The sequence below is a fragment of the Lacrimispora sp. 38-1 genome (genome assembly GCF_049890855.1).
Taxonomy (GTDB): Bacteria; Bacillota; Clostridia; order Lachnospirales; family Lachnospiraceae; genus Lacrimispora.
Genome location: NZ_JBANEW010000011.1, coordinates 62,279 through 77,109 on the forward strand (window position 1 = coordinate 62,279; position 14,831 = coordinate 77,109).

A 14,831-nucleotide genomic window follows, 5' to 3' on the forward strand; every position below is an offset into this window, starting at 1 on the left:
CTCCTATATATTAAGACCGGTCCGCTTCTCCATAATGATTTTTTCCAGTATGCCGGCACTTTCCACAGCGTCATTATTAATAATTACCTGTCCCCCGGTCAGTGATTTCATGCCATCAGTGAGAACCTTAACAGCAATCTTGCTTCCTGTCACAAAGGGAGGAAGTCCTAAATGAAGCGGAAGGCCCAGGGCAAGGCCGAAGCAGCCATCTGCGAGTGCCTGTTCTTCCAGCCACTGTGCTGCGGAAAGAACAAGGGGAAGTTTGGGAAGATCGACTCCCAGCTCCTGTGCAATTTCAGTAGCAACGATTTCAAGACGTCCGATGGCAAGGCATGGACCGAAATTAAGAACTGGCGGAATTCCCAGCTTTTTGCACACCTCTCTTAATTTGGGACCTGCAAATTCTGCAGCTTCCGGTGTCATAAGGCCGCAGTTTTCAATACCGCCTGAAGAACAGCCAGCAGTCAGCACAATAATATCTTTCGCGATCAGCTCTTTTGTCAGCTCTACGGTAAGAACGTCATGTCCTCCAGCTGTTAAGTTGGAACAGCCTACCACTCCTGCAATACCCTTGATATCTCCGGATACGATTAAATCAATGAGCGGCTTCCAGCTTCCGCCCAGGAAGTCCTTTAATGAACCTTCGCTGACTCCGGTCAGGGTGTTTTCGTACCCATGGTCCGGAAGAAGATTTAATGGTACCTGGCCACGGCGTTCCTGATAGGATTTTACTACTTTGTCGATGATTTTTTCGCTCTGTTCCCTGCGGTGTTCAAAGTCAAACTTCATCAGCTCCGCATTGGATTTTTTCGCTACATCATCAAGACAAATCTGTTTGATTTTCAGTTCATCACAGATGGGCTCAATACCGGGAAGCGTGCAGTTGAACTCAGAAAGAACGGCATCAATTGCACCGGTTGCAAGTATGGCCTCGCTGGTGTAATTGTTTCCTGCATGACCGTCAAATACCTCCTGATAATGAGCACCTCTTAACTGCAGATCCTGCCCCACACAGGTACAGCCTACCAGCTTGAAGCCTTTGGCCCCAACTGCCTTTGCCCTGGCAACTGCTTCCGGAGTGATAAGCTGTTCCTGTAAATCAACAAAGATGGTGTGCTGGTGGCCGGTGATCATGATGTTGATATAATCCGGGTCAATAACGCGAAGTCCTACGGGAGCCATGCGAAGCTCCGGCTGTCCAAGAAGTACATCATTTAAAAGGTTTGTCAGAGTCAGTCCGTAAACACCTGTGGAGACTCCCAGCCTTAAACAGTCAACCAGCATATCCAGGGGATCGGAGTTTAAGTTGGTGGAACATTTGACCACGCCCTTAAATACTTCGGATTTTGCGCCTCCCGGCATGATTCCAAGCTCTTTCCAGCGGGCAACTCTTGGAGCGTAGGCAACTTTTTCGGTCAGCTCCATTTCCACATATTCCGGTTTATAAATATCAGCAATTACCGCATCAGCGACCTTTTCCGCCTTTTTGTACACATCAGATTCCACGATTCCGAAGATGTCTGCCAGATGGTCAAGGGATTTTAACCCCTTTAATTCGCCCTTAACTTTTGCTGTATTTTTTAGATTTAATGCTGTATTTTCAACAATGTGTATGTAACAGCCGCTTCCTGAAGCCACCGCCCTTAAGAAGTTTCTGGCAACAATGGTGTCTGCATCTGCTCCGCAGATTCCACGGGGAGCATCCGGCGTAATCCGGCATGGACCGTTGGCACAGAGTCTGCAGCAGACTCCCTGAAGACCAAACCCGCATTTGGTACTTTGTTTTTCCACCCTGTGATGAGAAGTTTCCATAGGTAAGGCAGAGATGAATTTTTCTAAAGGTTTGTCGGCACTTTGACAGGTATTGCACCCGTAACATTGATTCATTGTTTTTCCTCCTTTTGATTCTATACCATTTTGGTAAAGATTAAATTAAAAAAATTATCCGTGCAGCAGCTTGGCCAAAGAACACTCTTTCAGTTCCTTATTGAGATTCATCTGTATTCTTAAGAACTCTCTGTGAGCCAGGCATGGCTGCTTAGGCTGGTTCACGGAACAGTCATAGCCGGACTGCATGCATTCAATCAGCAGCATTTTCGAATCTATGACAGTAAGAATATCATATAAAGTTGTGCGTTCCAGATCACAGTTTAAGGCATAGCCTCCCGCGCTTCCACGATAGCTTTTGATTAATCCCGCTTTCTCCAGCTTTCGTGCCATCTTATAGGTAATGGCAGAAGTGAGGGATTCTTTTTCACAGATCGTAGGAACGTTCATGATATCGCCCGATGATAAGGCTCTAATGATCCTTATGGCATAATCGCATTCTCTGGTAATGAGCATATAGCACCTCCACGTTATAAGATTAACATACTGCACCTAAATGGTCAAGTTTTATCAATAAGATTTTTGTTTTCCTGTAAGCTGTGAAAGATCTGTGAACCTGCTGTTTTTTCAAGTTGATTTCAGGTTGGCTCTGTATAATTTGCGTAAAGTACCAGAAAAAAGCGGATAAGGAGGGTTTTTATGAGTGGATATCAAATGACGTTTGAACGGACAGAGATGAAATATCTGTTAGATCCGGTACAATTCCTGAAACTTAAAAAAAGGCTGAAGGGAAAAATGGAAACAGATCAATATGGTAATTCTACAATATGCAATGTTTATTTTGACACACCTGATGCAAGGCTGATCAGGGAATCTTTGGAAAAGCCGGTTTATAAGGAAAAATTCAGACTGCGAAGCTATGGGCTTCCCAAAGAAAACAGTTCCGTATTTCTTGAATTGAAAAAGAAATATAAGGGTGTTGTTTACAAACGCCGCGAAACACTGAATTTAGCTGACGCAGAGGCTTATTTATACAGAGGAATAAAACCGGGAAGAGATACCCAGGTGCTTCGTGAGATTGACTGGTTTCTGCATTTTTACAAAGATATAGTTCCTGTCATGTATATTTCCTATGAGAGAACTGCTCTTTATGGAATGGAGGATGATAATTTGCGGCTGACCTTTGATGGAAATATTCAGTGGAGGACAGAGTGCTTAAGACTGGAGAATGGTTCCTGGGGATCCCCTCTTTTAGAGAACGGCTGGTATCTTATGGAGATAAAAATTCCAGGATCCATGCCTCTCTGGCTGGGACATATACTGGATGAGCTTAAAATCTATCCGGCCTCATTTTCCAAATATGGTCGGGCGTACGAGAAAAAGCAATTGTTGAAATCAGAGAAAAAAGGAGGAGTAAGCTGTGCTTAATACATGGTTTCAATCAATATTAACAGAGGAAACAGAGGTTTTATTTTCACCAGGGTCATTTCTTATGTGTTTAACCGCTTCGCTGGTTCTTGGGCTGGTAATTGCAGGCATTTACATGTATCGGAATTCATATTCAAGGGGATTTGTGGTGACAATTGCACTGCTTCCTGCGATGGTGCAGATGGTTATTTTACTGGTCAACGGAAACCTTGGGACCGGAGTTGCAGTGATGGGAGCCTTTTCTCTTGTACGCTTCCGGTCAGTTCCTGGAAAGGCAGAGGAGATCAGCAGCATTTTTCAGGCAATGGCTGTTGGACTTGCTACGGGGATGGGATATGTTGGCATGGCAGTTTTGTTTGTACTTATCATGGGAGGGGTAAATATATTGCTGGCTTCCATTAAATTCGGGCAGCAGAAAAAAGAGGCAAAAGTACTTAAGATTACAATTCCTGAGTCTTTGGATTATACATCTGTGTTTGATGAGGTTTTTACCCGGTATCTGAAAAAATGGGATTTAAATCAGGTGAAGACAACCAATATGGGCAGTCTTTATAAACTGGATTATGAAGTGGTTTTAAAAAATAACGAAGAAGAAAAGAAACTGATTGATGATTTACGGTGCAGAAACGGAAATCTTGAGATATTCTTAGGAAGACCCTTAAGCAATAAGGAGGAATTATAATGATAAGAAGAAAACTGTCAGGAGGCAGAACAGCCGCAATTTTATTAATAGCAGCATTGGCGGTAACAGGTATATCCGGCTGCAAAAGCCAGACTGCAACAGAAAGCACTGCCGTTTCCCAAAGCATACAGACCGGTTCTGACACTGATGGTACTACCGACAGCAGTTCGTCAGTAGTAACCGTTGATAAGGAATTCACAGACCGCGATAAGGATGGAAGCTATGATGAAAGCAGTGCGGTCAAAATCAGCTTAAATGCAGCCGGATCTGAGACAGAGGGAACCGGTGCCAGCGTATCCGGCAGCACTGTAACTATCAGCAAGGAAGGAACTTACATTGTAAGCGGAACTCTGGAAAACGGTCAGATCATTGTTAATGCAGCGGACACTGATAAGGTTCAGATCGTGTTAGATAATGCCGTGATAAATTGTGATACCAGTGCGGCAATCTATGTTAAATCTGCTGATAAAGTTTTTGTTACTCTGTCAGACGGTACAACAAATAAGTTGTCAGGAGGAACTGAATACATAGATACGGATGACAATACTGTGGATGGCGTTATATTCTCCAAGGAGGATCTGACTGTAAATGGGAGCGGAAGTCTGGAGGTAAATGCCAACTATAAACATGGAATTGTTTCTAAGGATACTCTGGCAATTACGGGAGGAAATATTTCTATTAACGCCGTTTCCCAGTGTTTGTCCGGTAAGGATGAAGTAAAAATCCTTGATGGAACGTTTCAGCTGACAACTTCAGGAAAAGCGGTGAAATCAGACAATGAGGATGATACATCTCCGGGAAATATCTATGTGGCAGGCGGAACATTTACTGTAAATTCTAAAGACGATTCCTTCCATGCCAGCGGGAATATTGTAATTGATGGAGGAACCTTTACTGTAGAAAGCGGAAATGATGCGTTCCATGCCGACCAGGATGTAGTGATCAATGACGGTACGATAACTGTAACAGGCAGTTATGAGGGACTGGAAGGTCATCGGGTAACGATCAATGGAGGAGAGATTTCCATTAAAACTTCAGATGATGGAATCAATGCGGCGGAGCCGAAATCTTCCACCTCAGAGGGAGAGAATACCAGGAAGGATCAGAGCAAAAAAAGGCAGTCTCAATTGCCTCCGGGTGACCAGGGGAAAGGTACTCCTACGGAATCTGCGGGGAACGAATCCCAGGCATCAGAAAAAGAAACAGCACCATCAGCTGAGAGTCAGTCAGAAGACGGTCAGCAAAGAAGAGGCGGCGGCTCAGGCGGAATGCGTGGAGGTCCAATGGGCAGAGGCATGGAGAATGATACAAATGCTTATATTAAGATAACAGGAGGGACTCTGTACGTAGATGCAGGAGGAGATGGATTGGATTCTAACGGAAGTCTTTTCATATCCGGAGGAGCGGTTTATGTCACCGGACCGGTAAGTGACGGAAATGGAGCTATAGACTATAATGGAGACGGAACGGTAACTGGCGGCACAGTGATAGCGGCAGGAAGCTCTGGAATGGCGCAGGGGTTTGACGATTCCTCTTCTCAATGCTCTGTTTTATATCATTTTACGTCACAGCAGGAAGCTGGAACTGCAATTACGCTCAAAGACAAGGATGGAAATGAGCTGATCAGCTTTACCCCTGATAAAAAATATTCTTCGGTTGTCATAAGCAGTCCCGGACTGCAGACCGGCAGTACCTGCACCCTTACGGCAGGCTCGGAGCAGACCGAACTGGCGCTTGAGTCAATTGTGACCTCAAACGCAGCCAGCGTAAGGGGCAGGGGCATTACGGCACCTGAAAACAGCCGCTAATCTGCCGGATAAATGAGGTGCTCGTCATCGATTCCGTAGAGAACAGTATCCAGGAACTTTCTTGCAAGATATTTCGCCATGCCTGGGTTCATATCCAGATAGTTTCCGCAGTCTCTGGCAGCGGCGCCGGGGATTTCTCCCTCAAAGTCACGTATGAATTCATACATTTCAGTAATGAGCGGCACGATATCCCTGGATTTGTAATCCCCGGCTAAGAGCAGATAGAAACCGGTGCGGCAGCCCATAGGCCCAAAGTATAAGACTTTGGAAGCAAAGGATTCATGATTTCTTAAGAATGTAGCCCCTAAATGCTCAATGGTGTGTATCTCTGCCGTATTCATAACCGGTTCAAAATTCGGTCTTGTCATGCGGATATCGAAGGTAGTAATTGCAGTATCGTTTGCTTTATCTTTGCGGGAGACGTAGATACCTGGAAGAAGCTTTAAGTGATTGATGGTAAAGCTTGTTATTTTTTCCATATAATCAGGTCCTTTCTGAAAGGCTGTTAAGCCGGTGAATTAATTGGTTGTTTTCAGTCAAATTATAATAAAAAAAACAGCTCCATGCAATAGAAATAATTGCATGGGGCTGTTTTAATGGGTCTGCAGCATCCAGATAAATGATCTTTTCCGTTTTTAGCAAAGCGGGAATAAAAAATAGCAGCCAGCCAAAGCCGGGAAAATCATTCATGAAACTCCCTTCCTGTTTCATACCATAGTAGGAGAAATGGGAAGGAGCGTCATTAATGGAAGAATGGTTTCGTTTATCAGAGGATGAAGTCCTTAAACAGCTTCATGCTGACAGGAATGGACTGAATTCCGAAGAAATTCTCAGGCGCAGGCAGATACATGGTCCCAATCTGCTGAAAAAAGCAAAACGAAAAAGTGCCTTTCAAGTATTTCTGGATCAGTTTAAAGACTTATTGGTCATCATTCTGATTATAGCAGCGGTAATCTCCATGGTATCTGGTGACGTGGAGAGCACCGGAGTAATCTTTGCAGTCTTATTGCTTAATGCAGTTCTTGGAACTGTACAGCACCAGAAAGCAGAAAAATCCTTAGACAGTCTGATGTCATTATCTGCACCTGTTGCGTGGGTAAGAAGGGATGGAAAAAATAAAGAAGTCCTGTCGGAAGAAATCGTACCTGGGGATATTCTTCTGTTAGAGGCTGGAGATATGGTGGCTGCAGACGGCCGTATACTGGAAAATTATTCGCTGCTGGTCAATGAAAGCTCTTTAACCGGAGAATCCGTCAATGTAGAAAAACATACGGGAAGGCTGCGCATGGAAAAGGTTCCTCTGGCAGAACAGTCCAATATGGTTTTCTCCGGCTCCCAGGTTGCAGCGGGCAGGGCCATGGCAGTCGTCACCGGAACGGGAATGAATACGGAAATCGGCAGAATTGCCTCATTAATGAATGATACAGGAGAAAAAAAGACCCCTCTCCAGGTGAGCCTGGACCAGTTTGGAAGCCGGCTGGCAGCGGCTATTTTATTTATCTGTGCCATTGTTTTTGGATTAAGTGTATACAGAAAAATGCCGATTCTTGATTCTCTTATGTTCGCGGTGGCGCTGGCTGTTGCTGCCATACCTGAGGCGCTCAGTTCCATTGTTACCATTGTACAGGCGATGGGAACCCAGAAGATGGCAGGAGAAAATGCCATCATCAAAGATTTAAAAGCGGTGGAAAGTCTGGGGTGTGTATCCGTTATCTGTTCTGATAAAACAGGAACCCTCACACAGAACCGAATGACAGTACAACAGGTTTTTGTTAATAACAGACTTTATCTTCCGGAAATGCTGAAGCCTGAGATTCCCGTACATAAATATTTACTATATGATGCCGTTTTAAACAATGACTCCAGCCACGTCAGTGGGGCTCTTACAGGTGAACCTACAGAGACCGCACTGCTTTTGATGGCGGAGCGTGCAGGGGTAGATGATGAAGCAGTCAGATCCTGCCATCCCAGATTAGGAGAGGTTCCCTTTGACTCCAGAAGAAAGCTCATGAGTACCCTTCACTATTTAGAAGGTAAGAATATTCTCTTCACAAAAGGTGCAGTAGATATGCTGCTTCCCAGGATAACCCATATCTGGTCTTCGGAAGGAATCCGCCCAATAAAAGACGGTGACAAACAGATGCTTATGGAGCAGAACATGATGTTTTCCGCCCAGGGACTCCGGGTACTCACGTTTGTCTGCAGGGAAATGGATAATCAGGAGATGCTTTCGGAAAATTCAGAAAACGGATATACATTTCTTGGAATGGTTTCCATGATGGATCCTCCCCGTCCCGAATCCAGGAATGCCGTCACCAATGCCCGGAGAGCAGGAATTTACCCGGTCATGATTACGGGAGATCATAAGATTACGGCAGCAGCCATTGCGGAACGGATTGGTATTTTGGAGAAAGATGACCTGGCAGTCAGCGGTCCGGAGCTTGATGATATGTCGGAAGATGAGCTGGGACACAGGCTGGAATCCATCAGTGTTTATGCACGCGTATCCCCGGAACATAAAATAAGAATTGTCCGTGCATGGCAGAAAAAGGGCCATATTGTAGCCATGACAGGAGACGGTGTCAATGATGCTCCTGCTTTAAAGCAGGCAGACATAGGCGTTGCCATGGGCCAGATGGGAACGGAGGTTTCCAAGGAAGCCTCCTCCATGATCCTGACTGATGATAATTTTGCTACAATTATCAAAGCGGTTGCAAACGGACGCAATGTATACCGGAATATCCGAAATGCCATCAAGTTCCTGCTCTCAGGAAATATGGCTGGAATTTTATGCGTGCTTTATACCTCTCTAATGGCACTTCCCATGCCATTTGCACCGGTGCATCTGTTGTTTATCAACCTTTTGACAGATTCCCTTCCTGCCATTGCGATCGGAATGGAGCAGGCGGAAGCTGATCTGCTGTCCCAGAAGCCCAGGAATCCCAAGGAAGGAATATTGACAAAAAGGTTTATCCTTGTGATCCTGTTTCAGGGGGCACTCATTGCGGTATGCACTATGGCCTCCTACAGCACCGGACTGATAACCGGAAGCGAGGCTGCAGCCAGTACCATGGCATTTTCCACGCTGACACTTGCCAGACTGTTTCACGGTTTTAACTGCCGCAGCAGCCATTCCATTTTAAAAATAGGATTTATGAGCAATTTATGGAGCATTATGGCATTTGAGGCAGGGGCAGTTCTTCTGGCAGCAGTTCTTTTTATCCCCGGATTACATAATCTTTTTTATGTGGCAGATTTGACAGGAAGGCAGTTTATAACCATTTTTATATTTGCAATCCTTCCAACACTGGTGATTCAGGCGATAAAAACAATACGGGAAAGCCTGCACTAAGGTTTTTTTGTAGAACTTGACATATTTTTGTCCGCGTGGTAGTATAAATTTGTATTATTTATAAAAAGCCTAAGAGATGACAGAGCCAGGTGATGATTGCGGGGAACCGTACATTTCCAAGGCTCTTTCTTTATTGCTTGGTAAAAAATTAACGAAATGAAAGAAGATGGAAGGGGAAGGAAACATGGGAAAATATGTAATTGCTATGGATCAGGGAACCACCAGTTCCCGTTGCATACTGTTTGATGAGAAAGGGGTAATCTGCAGCGAGGCGCAAAAAGAATTCAGGCAGATTTTTCCAAAACCAGGCTGGGTGGAGCACGATCCTATGGAGATATGGTCATCACAGCTTTCCGTGACCATGGAGGCCATGGGGAAAATTGGGGCGCATTACAGCGATATTGCTGCAATTGGAATTACAAACCAGAGAGAAACCACTGTTGTATGGGATAAGGAGACGGGGGAGCCTGTTTACAATGCCATTGTATGGCAGTGCAGAAGAACTGCTGACCGCATTGAACGCCTGAAAGAAGATGGTCTGGATGGACTTATCAGGGAGCGGACCGGTCTGATTCCGGACGCTTACTTTTCCGGAAGTAAAATTGAATGGATCCTGGATCATGTTGAGGGAGCCAGAGAAAAAGCGGAGCGGGGAGAACTGCTTTTTGGAACCGTGGACAGCTGGCTGATCTGGAATCTGACCAAGGGCTGCATCCACGTAACGGATTATACCAATGCTTCCAGAACCATGCTGTTTGATATTCATAAAAAATGCTGGGACGAAGACATTCTTAACTATTTTAATATACCAAAATTCATGCTTCCTGATGTAAAACCGTCCAGCTGCGTATACGGCTATACATCCTCAGACGTGATGGGCGGGAAGATCCCCATTGCCGGAGCAGCAGGAGATCAGCAGGCAGCTTTATTCGGACAGTGCTGCTTTGAAGCCGGTGAAGTTAAAAATACATACGGAACCGGCTGCTTTCTCCTTATGAATACCGGGGAAAAAGCGGTGAAATCGGAACACGGACTGCTGACCACCATTGCAGCCAGTGATCAGGACCGGATTCAGTACGCCCTGGAAGGAAGCGTATTTGTGGCAGGCGCCGCAATACAATGGCTGCGGGATGCCATGCGTATGGTGAGGTCCGCTTCCCAGACAGAAGAATATGCCCAGGCAGTGGAAGATACCGGCGGTGTCTATGTGGTTCCGGCATTTGCAGGCCTTGGAGCTCCCTATTGGGATCAGTATGCCAGAGGTACCATAGTGGGAGTGACCAGAGGAACCAGCAAGGAGCAGTTTATCCGGGCTACGCTGGAATCCATGGCCTATCAGGTTTATGACCTTATTGAAGCCATGGAGCAGGATTCCCAGATCCATTTAAAAGAGCTGAGGGTAGACGGCGGAGCCTGTGCCAATAATTTTCTCATGCAGTTCCAGGCAGATGTACTGGATACCCGGATTGTCAGACCAGGCTGCATCGAAACAACTGCTCTTGGCGCTGCATATCTGGCAGGTCTGGCAGTGGGGTATTGGAAGGACAGGGAAGAGATCAAACAGAATTGGAAGGCTTCCAGAACATTCGACAGGCAGATGGAAGATGAATGCCGCAAAAAGAGAATCAGGGGTTGGAAGCGAGCCGTTAAATGCGCCCTGTACTGGTCTCAGGATGAGGATGAATAAGACTACAAATCACTTGACAATCAGACTGAAATTATGTTAGCATTAATACAATTAAATAAATAACCTTTGAGACGAAAGAGTAAGGATTATGATACGGAGCTATCCGTTTATTTTCCTTACTCTTTTTTTTTCTATATTCCCGGCGAACCGGGAATTATCACGGATTTGGAGGAGATTGATTATGAAGGAATTAAATTACGATGCGGCGATCATCGGCGGCGGAGTCACGGGCTGTGCCATAGCCAGGGAGCTGTCCCGCTATCAGCTGAAAATCTGTGTCATTGAGCGGGAGGAAGATGTCTGCTCTGGTACATCAAAATCCAACAGTGCCATCGTGCATGCAGGATATGATGCCGAGCCAGGCTCATTAAAGGCGAAGTTTAATACAGAAGGAAACCGCATGATGGGAGAACTCTCTAAAGCTCTTGATTTTTCCTTTGTCCGCAACGGTTCTCTGGTTCTCTGCTTTTCTAAAGATGACAGGCCGGCTCTCAATGAGCTGTACGAAAAAGGCTTAAAAAACGGAGTTCCCGATTTATCCATACTGACAGGAGATGAAGTCCGCGCCATGGAGCCCAGTGTGTCTGAAACCGTAGTAGCGGCTTTATATGCTCCAACCGGTGGAATCGTATGTCCCTTTGGTTTAACCATAGCTCTGGCAGAGAATGCCTGTGACAATGGAACCGATTTTTTATTTGAGACGGAAATTGAGACAATTAACAAAACGGATTCCGGTTATGATTTAGTATCCAGTGATAAAATAATCCACGCTTCCTATGTGGTCAATGCGGCCGGCGTTTACTCAGACCAGATTCACAACATGGTCAGTGAGACAAAGCTTCATATCATACCCAGAAAAGGAGATTACTGCCTTCTGGATAAAGAAGCAGGGAATCTGGTGAGCCATACCATATTCCAGCTTCCCGGAAAGATGGGAAAAGGTGTTTTGGTAACACCTACGGTTCACGGCAACCTTCTGACAGGACCGACTGCAGTGAATGTAACCGACAAAGAAGAGACATCCACAACTGCCCAGGAACTTTCCGATATTATGGAAAAAGCGGCCTGGGGCGTGAATAACATTCCGTTCCGTCAGGTTATCACCTCTTTTTCCGGTCTCCGTGCCCATGAGGAGGGAGACGACTTTGTAGTTGGAGAGGCAGCAGATGCAGAAGGTTTTTTCGATGCGGCAGGAATGGAATCTCCGGGACTTTCAAGCGCTCCCGCAGTAGGTGTTTATTTAGCAGAGCAGATAGCTGGGAAAGCCAATGCACAGAAGAAGGAAAACTTCATCGAAACAAGAAAAGGCATTATCAATCCCCAGAAGCTTTCCCTGGAAGAACGCGGAGAACTGATTAAAAATGATCCGAGATACGGAAATATCATCTGCCGTTGTGAAGGTGTCAGTGAAGGAGAGATTGCAGATGCGGTAAACAGAACCTTAGGGGCAGTTTCCGTAGATGGAATTAAGCGCAGGGTTCGTGCAGGAATGGGACGGTGCCAGTCAGGATTCTGTATCCCGAAGACAATGGAAATTCTTGCAAGGGAAACAGGAAAAAACATGGAAGACATCTGCAAAAACAGATCCGGTTCCAATTTACTGACAGGGAAAAGACAAGGAGGAGAGTGACATGACAGAGCATGATATCGTTATTATCGGAGGAGGTCCTGCAGGTCTGGCTGCAGCTGCAGCTGCAAGGAAAGCAGGCACTGAGGATATACTGATTCTGGAACGGGAAGGTCACCTGGGGGGTATTTTAAATCAGTGCATTCATAACGGATTTGGCCTTCATACATTTAAAGAAGAGCTGACAGGACCGGAATATGCGTCCCGCTATATTGACATGATTGAAAAGGAACAAATACCGTATAAACTTAACACCATGGTTCTCTCCATCAGCAGTGACAGGGTACTTACGGTTATAAACCGGGAAGAGGGCTTAATCCAGATAAAAGCTGGTGCTGTGATCCTGGCCATGGGCTGCAGGGAACGCCCAAGGGGAGCCCTTAACATACCGGGCTATCGTCCGGCAGGTATCTATTCCGCAGGAACTGCCCAGCGTCTCATGAACTTAGATGGTTATGAAGTGGGAAAAGAAGTGGTGATACTGGGTTCAGGAGACATCGGCCTTATTATGGCAAGACGTATGACTCTGGAAGGTGCCAAAGTAAAGGTGGTTGCAGAGCTGATGCCTTATTCCGGCGGGTTAAAGAGAAACATCGTGCAGTGCCTCGACGACTATGGAATTCCGTTAAAATTAAGCCATACGGTGATAGAGATTCATGGAAAAGAGCGGGTAACCGGAGTTACGCTTGCTGCAGTGGATGAAAAGCGAAGACCCATACAGGGAACAGAGGAATATTATTCCTGCGATACACTTCTTCTGTCAGTCGGACTGATTCCGGAAAATGAGCTGTCAAAGAGTGCCGGAGTCAATCTTGACCAGATTACGGGAGGTCCTGTAGTCAATGACCGTCTGGAGACCAGCATAAACGGAGTGTTTGCCTGCGGAAATGTACTCCATGTTCATGATCTGGTAGATTATGTTTCCGAAGAGGCTGCTCTTGCAGGAAGAAGTGCGGCAGCCTATGCAGTATCCCAAAAACAGGAAACCTCTTCTGCCGATATCAGGATCCGGGGTGTAAACGGTGTCCGCTATACAGTTCCCCAGTTTGTCAACCGGGATTCCGATGCAGATCAGTGGAAGATCCGTTTCCGTGTTTCAGATGTGTATCGCGACCGCTATATCAGTATTTATTATGGCGATGAACGGGTTTATCACAAGAAGAAAAAGGTTCTTGCACCCGGAGAGATGGAGCAGGTAGCAATAAAGAAAGAAAGTCTGGAGAAATATCCGGATTTGGCAGAAATCGTAATCTGCACAGAGGAGGATTAATATGGAAGAACGTGAACTGATCTGTATCCGCTGCCCACTGGGCTGCCCTTTGACCGTACGTATAGAAAACGGTGCAGTGACCGTGACTGGCAATTCCTGTGCAAGAGGTGCAGAGTACGGGGAGAAAGAGGTTTTAAGCCCAACCAGGGTGGTAACATCTACTGTAAGAGTGGTTGACGGAGAATTTGCCATGGTACCCGTAAAAACAAAAACAGATATTCCAAAAGGCAAAATATTTGATTGTATGAAAGAAATTCAAAATGCCTCCGTTCAAGCCCCGGTTGCCATCGGAGATGTAATCATTGAAAATTGTGCCGGTACCGGAGTATCCATCGTAGCCGCAAGAAATGTAAAAAGATCATAATTGATCAGTAAAATCCGCAGCAAATGCCGCCCGCTTTATACGTGGGTATAAAGAGCTTTTGCTGCGGGTTTATTTTAATCAGTCAGCTGCGGGAAAAAAATGGATAGAGACTTTACTTTCGAAAGAAAATAAAGAATGAGAAAAATATTTCTTGACGGTGGTGGTCAGGATTGATAAAGTAGAACAAGATCCATAGTTTTTTGGGTGTGGAGGGATAAAAATGAAAGCAATTGAGTTGCTGGAGACATCTCCGGTGATTGCGGCAGTAAAGGATGAAGGCGGACTGAAACGGTGTTTTGAGTCAGAGTGCCAGGTCGTGTTTGTTCTATACGGAAGTATTTTAAACATCGGAAACATTGTACGGCAGATAAAAGAGCATGGAAAGTACGCCATGATACATGCAGATCTGACCCATGGTCTCAGTTCAAAAGAGATCGTGGTAGATTTCATTAAGGAAAATACCTGTGCTGATGGTATCATCAGTACGAAGCCGCTCCTTGTAAAGCGCGCGGTGGAGTTGGGATTATTCGGGATTCAGAGGACTTTTATCATCGATTCGCTTGCCATGAGTACGACAAAAAAGCAGATTGACACCTTCCATCCGGATATGGTTGAAATCATGCCAGGAGTAATGCCCAAAGCACTGGAAGAGATCCGCAGATATACCAACATTCCCATCATCGCCGGCGGGCTGATATCGGACAAGAAGGATATCATGGCTGCATTTAACGCAGGAGCAGATGCGATCTCTACCACCAGGGAAGAGTTATGGTTCATGTAAAAGGA

13 protein-coding genes are annotated in these 14,831 nt (G+C 45.6%); 9 read left to right on the forward strand and 4 right to left on the reverse strand.

From position 1 onward, the window contains the following. Positions 1-3 precede the first annotated feature (3 nt). A complete protein-coding gene (gene cooS / locus V7D18_RS02900; protein WP_426151268.1) occupies positions 4-1,887 on the reverse strand; it encodes an anaerobic carbon-monoxide dehydrogenase catalytic subunit in 1,884 nt (627 codons plus the stop codon). Positions 1,888-1,941: 54 nt separating this feature from the next. Beyond that, the gene (locus tag V7D18_RS02905) at positions 1,942-2,343 is read right to left on the reverse strand and encodes an RrF2 family transcriptional regulator (protein WP_117415864.1); all 402 of its coding nucleotides are present in this window, start codon (positions 2,341-2,343) and stop codon (positions 1,942-1,944) included. A gap of 183 nt (positions 2,344-2,526) precedes the next feature. On the opposite strand from V7D18_RS02905, the gene V7D18_RS02910 reads away from it, so the two are divergent. From V7D18_RS02910 to V7D18_RS02920, 3 genes are read left to right on the forward strand one after another with little or no spacing between them, the layout of a single operon-like run. Next, positions 2,527-3,255, forward strand: a complete 729-nt coding sequence (locus tag V7D18_RS02910) for a polyphosphate polymerase domain-containing protein (RefSeq protein WP_426151270.1) — start codon at positions 2,527-2,529, stop codon at positions 3,253-3,255. Further along, complete coding sequence (locus V7D18_RS02915; protein WP_426151272.1) at positions 3,248-3,937, forward strand: DUF4956 domain-containing protein; 690 nt, start codon at positions 3,248-3,250, stop codon at positions 3,935-3,937. Before V7D18_RS02910 ends, V7D18_RS02915 begins: the two co-directional genes overlap by 8 nt. Beyond that, a complete protein-coding gene (locus V7D18_RS02920) occupies positions 3,937-5,745 on the forward strand; it encodes a carbohydrate-binding domain-containing protein (protein WP_426151274.1) in 1,809 nt (602 codons plus the stop codon). Before V7D18_RS02915 ends, V7D18_RS02920 begins: the two co-directional genes overlap by 1 nt. Here V7D18_RS02920 and V7D18_RS02925 read toward each other — a convergent pair. Next, a complete protein-coding gene (locus V7D18_RS02925; protein WP_117415863.1) occupies positions 5,742-6,224 on the reverse strand; it encodes an S-ribosylhomocysteine lyase in 483 nt (160 codons plus the stop codon). The two genes, V7D18_RS02920 and V7D18_RS02925, sit on opposite strands and share 4 nt — an antisense overlap. 4 nt (positions 6,225-6,228) lie before the next feature. Continuing rightward, positions 6,229-6,435 carry a hypothetical protein gene (locus tag V7D18_RS02930; protein ID WP_426151276.1) on the reverse strand — a complete coding sequence of 69 codons (207 nt, stop codon included), beginning with the start codon at positions 6,433-6,435 and terminating at the stop codon, positions 6,229-6,231. 55 nt (positions 6,436-6,490) lie between these two features. Between V7D18_RS02930 and V7D18_RS02935 the strand changes: the two genes are divergently transcribed. The 6 genes from V7D18_RS02935 (at position 6,491) to V7D18_RS02960 (ending at position 14,826) form a co-directional block, all read left to right on the forward strand. Next, positions 6,491-9,097 (forward strand): cation-translocating P-type ATPase, encoded by a 2,607-nt coding sequence (locus V7D18_RS02935; RefSeq protein WP_426151278.1) that lies wholly within the window; start codon positions 6,491-6,493, stop codon positions 9,095-9,097. Between the two features lie 184 nt (positions 9,098-9,281). Continuing rightward, positions 9,282-10,784, forward strand: a complete 1,503-nt coding sequence (gene glpK / locus V7D18_RS02940; RefSeq protein WP_426151280.1) for a glycerol kinase GlpK — start codon at positions 9,282-9,284, stop codon at positions 10,782-10,784. A gap of 181 nt (positions 10,785-10,965) precedes the next feature. After that, the gene (locus V7D18_RS02945) at positions 10,966-12,414 is read left to right on the forward strand and encodes an NAD(P)/FAD-dependent oxidoreductase (protein ID WP_426151282.1); all 1,449 of its coding nucleotides are present in this window, start codon (positions 10,966-10,968) and stop codon (positions 12,412-12,414) included. A gap of 1 nt (position 12,415) precedes the next feature. Then, positions 12,416-13,681 carry an NAD(P)/FAD-dependent oxidoreductase gene (locus tag V7D18_RS02950; RefSeq protein WP_426151284.1) on the forward strand — a complete coding sequence of 422 codons (1,266 nt, stop codon included), beginning with the start codon at positions 12,416-12,418 and terminating at the stop codon, positions 13,679-13,681. Position 13,682: 1 nt separating this feature from the next. Then, positions 13,683-14,045, forward strand: coding sequence for a DUF1667 domain-containing protein (locus tag V7D18_RS02955; protein WP_426151286.1), 363 nt, complete (start codon positions 13,683-13,685; stop codon positions 14,043-14,045). A 220-nt stretch (positions 14,046-14,265) separates the two neighbouring features. Then, positions 14,266-14,826, forward strand: coding sequence for a glycerol-3-phosphate responsive antiterminator (locus tag V7D18_RS02960; protein WP_426151288.1), 561 nt, complete (start codon positions 14,266-14,268; stop codon positions 14,824-14,826). The last annotated feature ends 5 nt before the right edge of the window (positions 14,827-14,831 follow it).

Bases quoted from the DNA above. Each gene is read 5' to 3' on its own strand.
- V7D18_RS02905 (WP_117415864.1), bottom strand. From the start codon at position 2,343: ATGCTCATTACCAGAGAATGCGATTATGCCATAAGGATCATTAGAGCC.
- V7D18_RS02950 (WP_426151284.1), top strand. From the start codon at position 12,416: ATGACAGAGCATGATATCGTTATTATCGGAGGAGGTCCTGCAGGTCTG.
- cooS (WP_426151268.1), bottom strand. From the start codon at position 1,887: ATGAATCAATGTTACGGGTGCAATACCTGTCAAAGTGCCGACAAACCT.
- glpK (WP_426151280.1), top strand. From the start codon at position 9,282: ATGGGAAAATATGTAATTGCTATGGATCAGGGAACCACCAGTTCCCGT.
- V7D18_RS02935 (WP_426151278.1), top strand. From the start codon at position 6,491: ATGGAAGAATGGTTTCGTTTATCAGAGGATGAAGTCCTTAAACAGCTT.
- V7D18_RS02945 (WP_426151282.1), top strand. From the start codon at position 10,966: ATGAAGGAATTAAATTACGATGCGGCGATCATCGGCGGCGGAGTCACG.
- V7D18_RS02930 (WP_426151276.1), bottom strand. From the start codon at position 6,435: ATGAATGATTTTCCCGGCTTTGGCTGGCTGCTATTTTTTATTCCCGCT.
- V7D18_RS02920 (WP_426151274.1), top strand. From the start codon at position 3,937: ATGATAAGAAGAAAACTGTCAGGAGGCAGAACAGCCGCAATTTTATTA.
- V7D18_RS02910 (WP_426151270.1), top strand. From the start codon at position 2,527: ATGAGTGGATATCAAATGACGTTTGAACGGACAGAGATGAAATATCTG.
- V7D18_RS02955 (WP_426151286.1), top strand. From the start codon at position 13,683: ATGGAAGAACGTGAACTGATCTGTATCCGCTGCCCACTGGGCTGCCCT.
- V7D18_RS02925 (WP_117415863.1), bottom strand. From the start codon at position 6,224: ATGGAAAAAATAACAAGCTTTACCATCAATCACTTAAAGCTTCTTCCA.
- V7D18_RS02960 (WP_426151288.1), top strand. From the start codon at position 14,266: ATGAAAGCAATTGAGTTGCTGGAGACATCTCCGGTGATTGCGGCAGTA.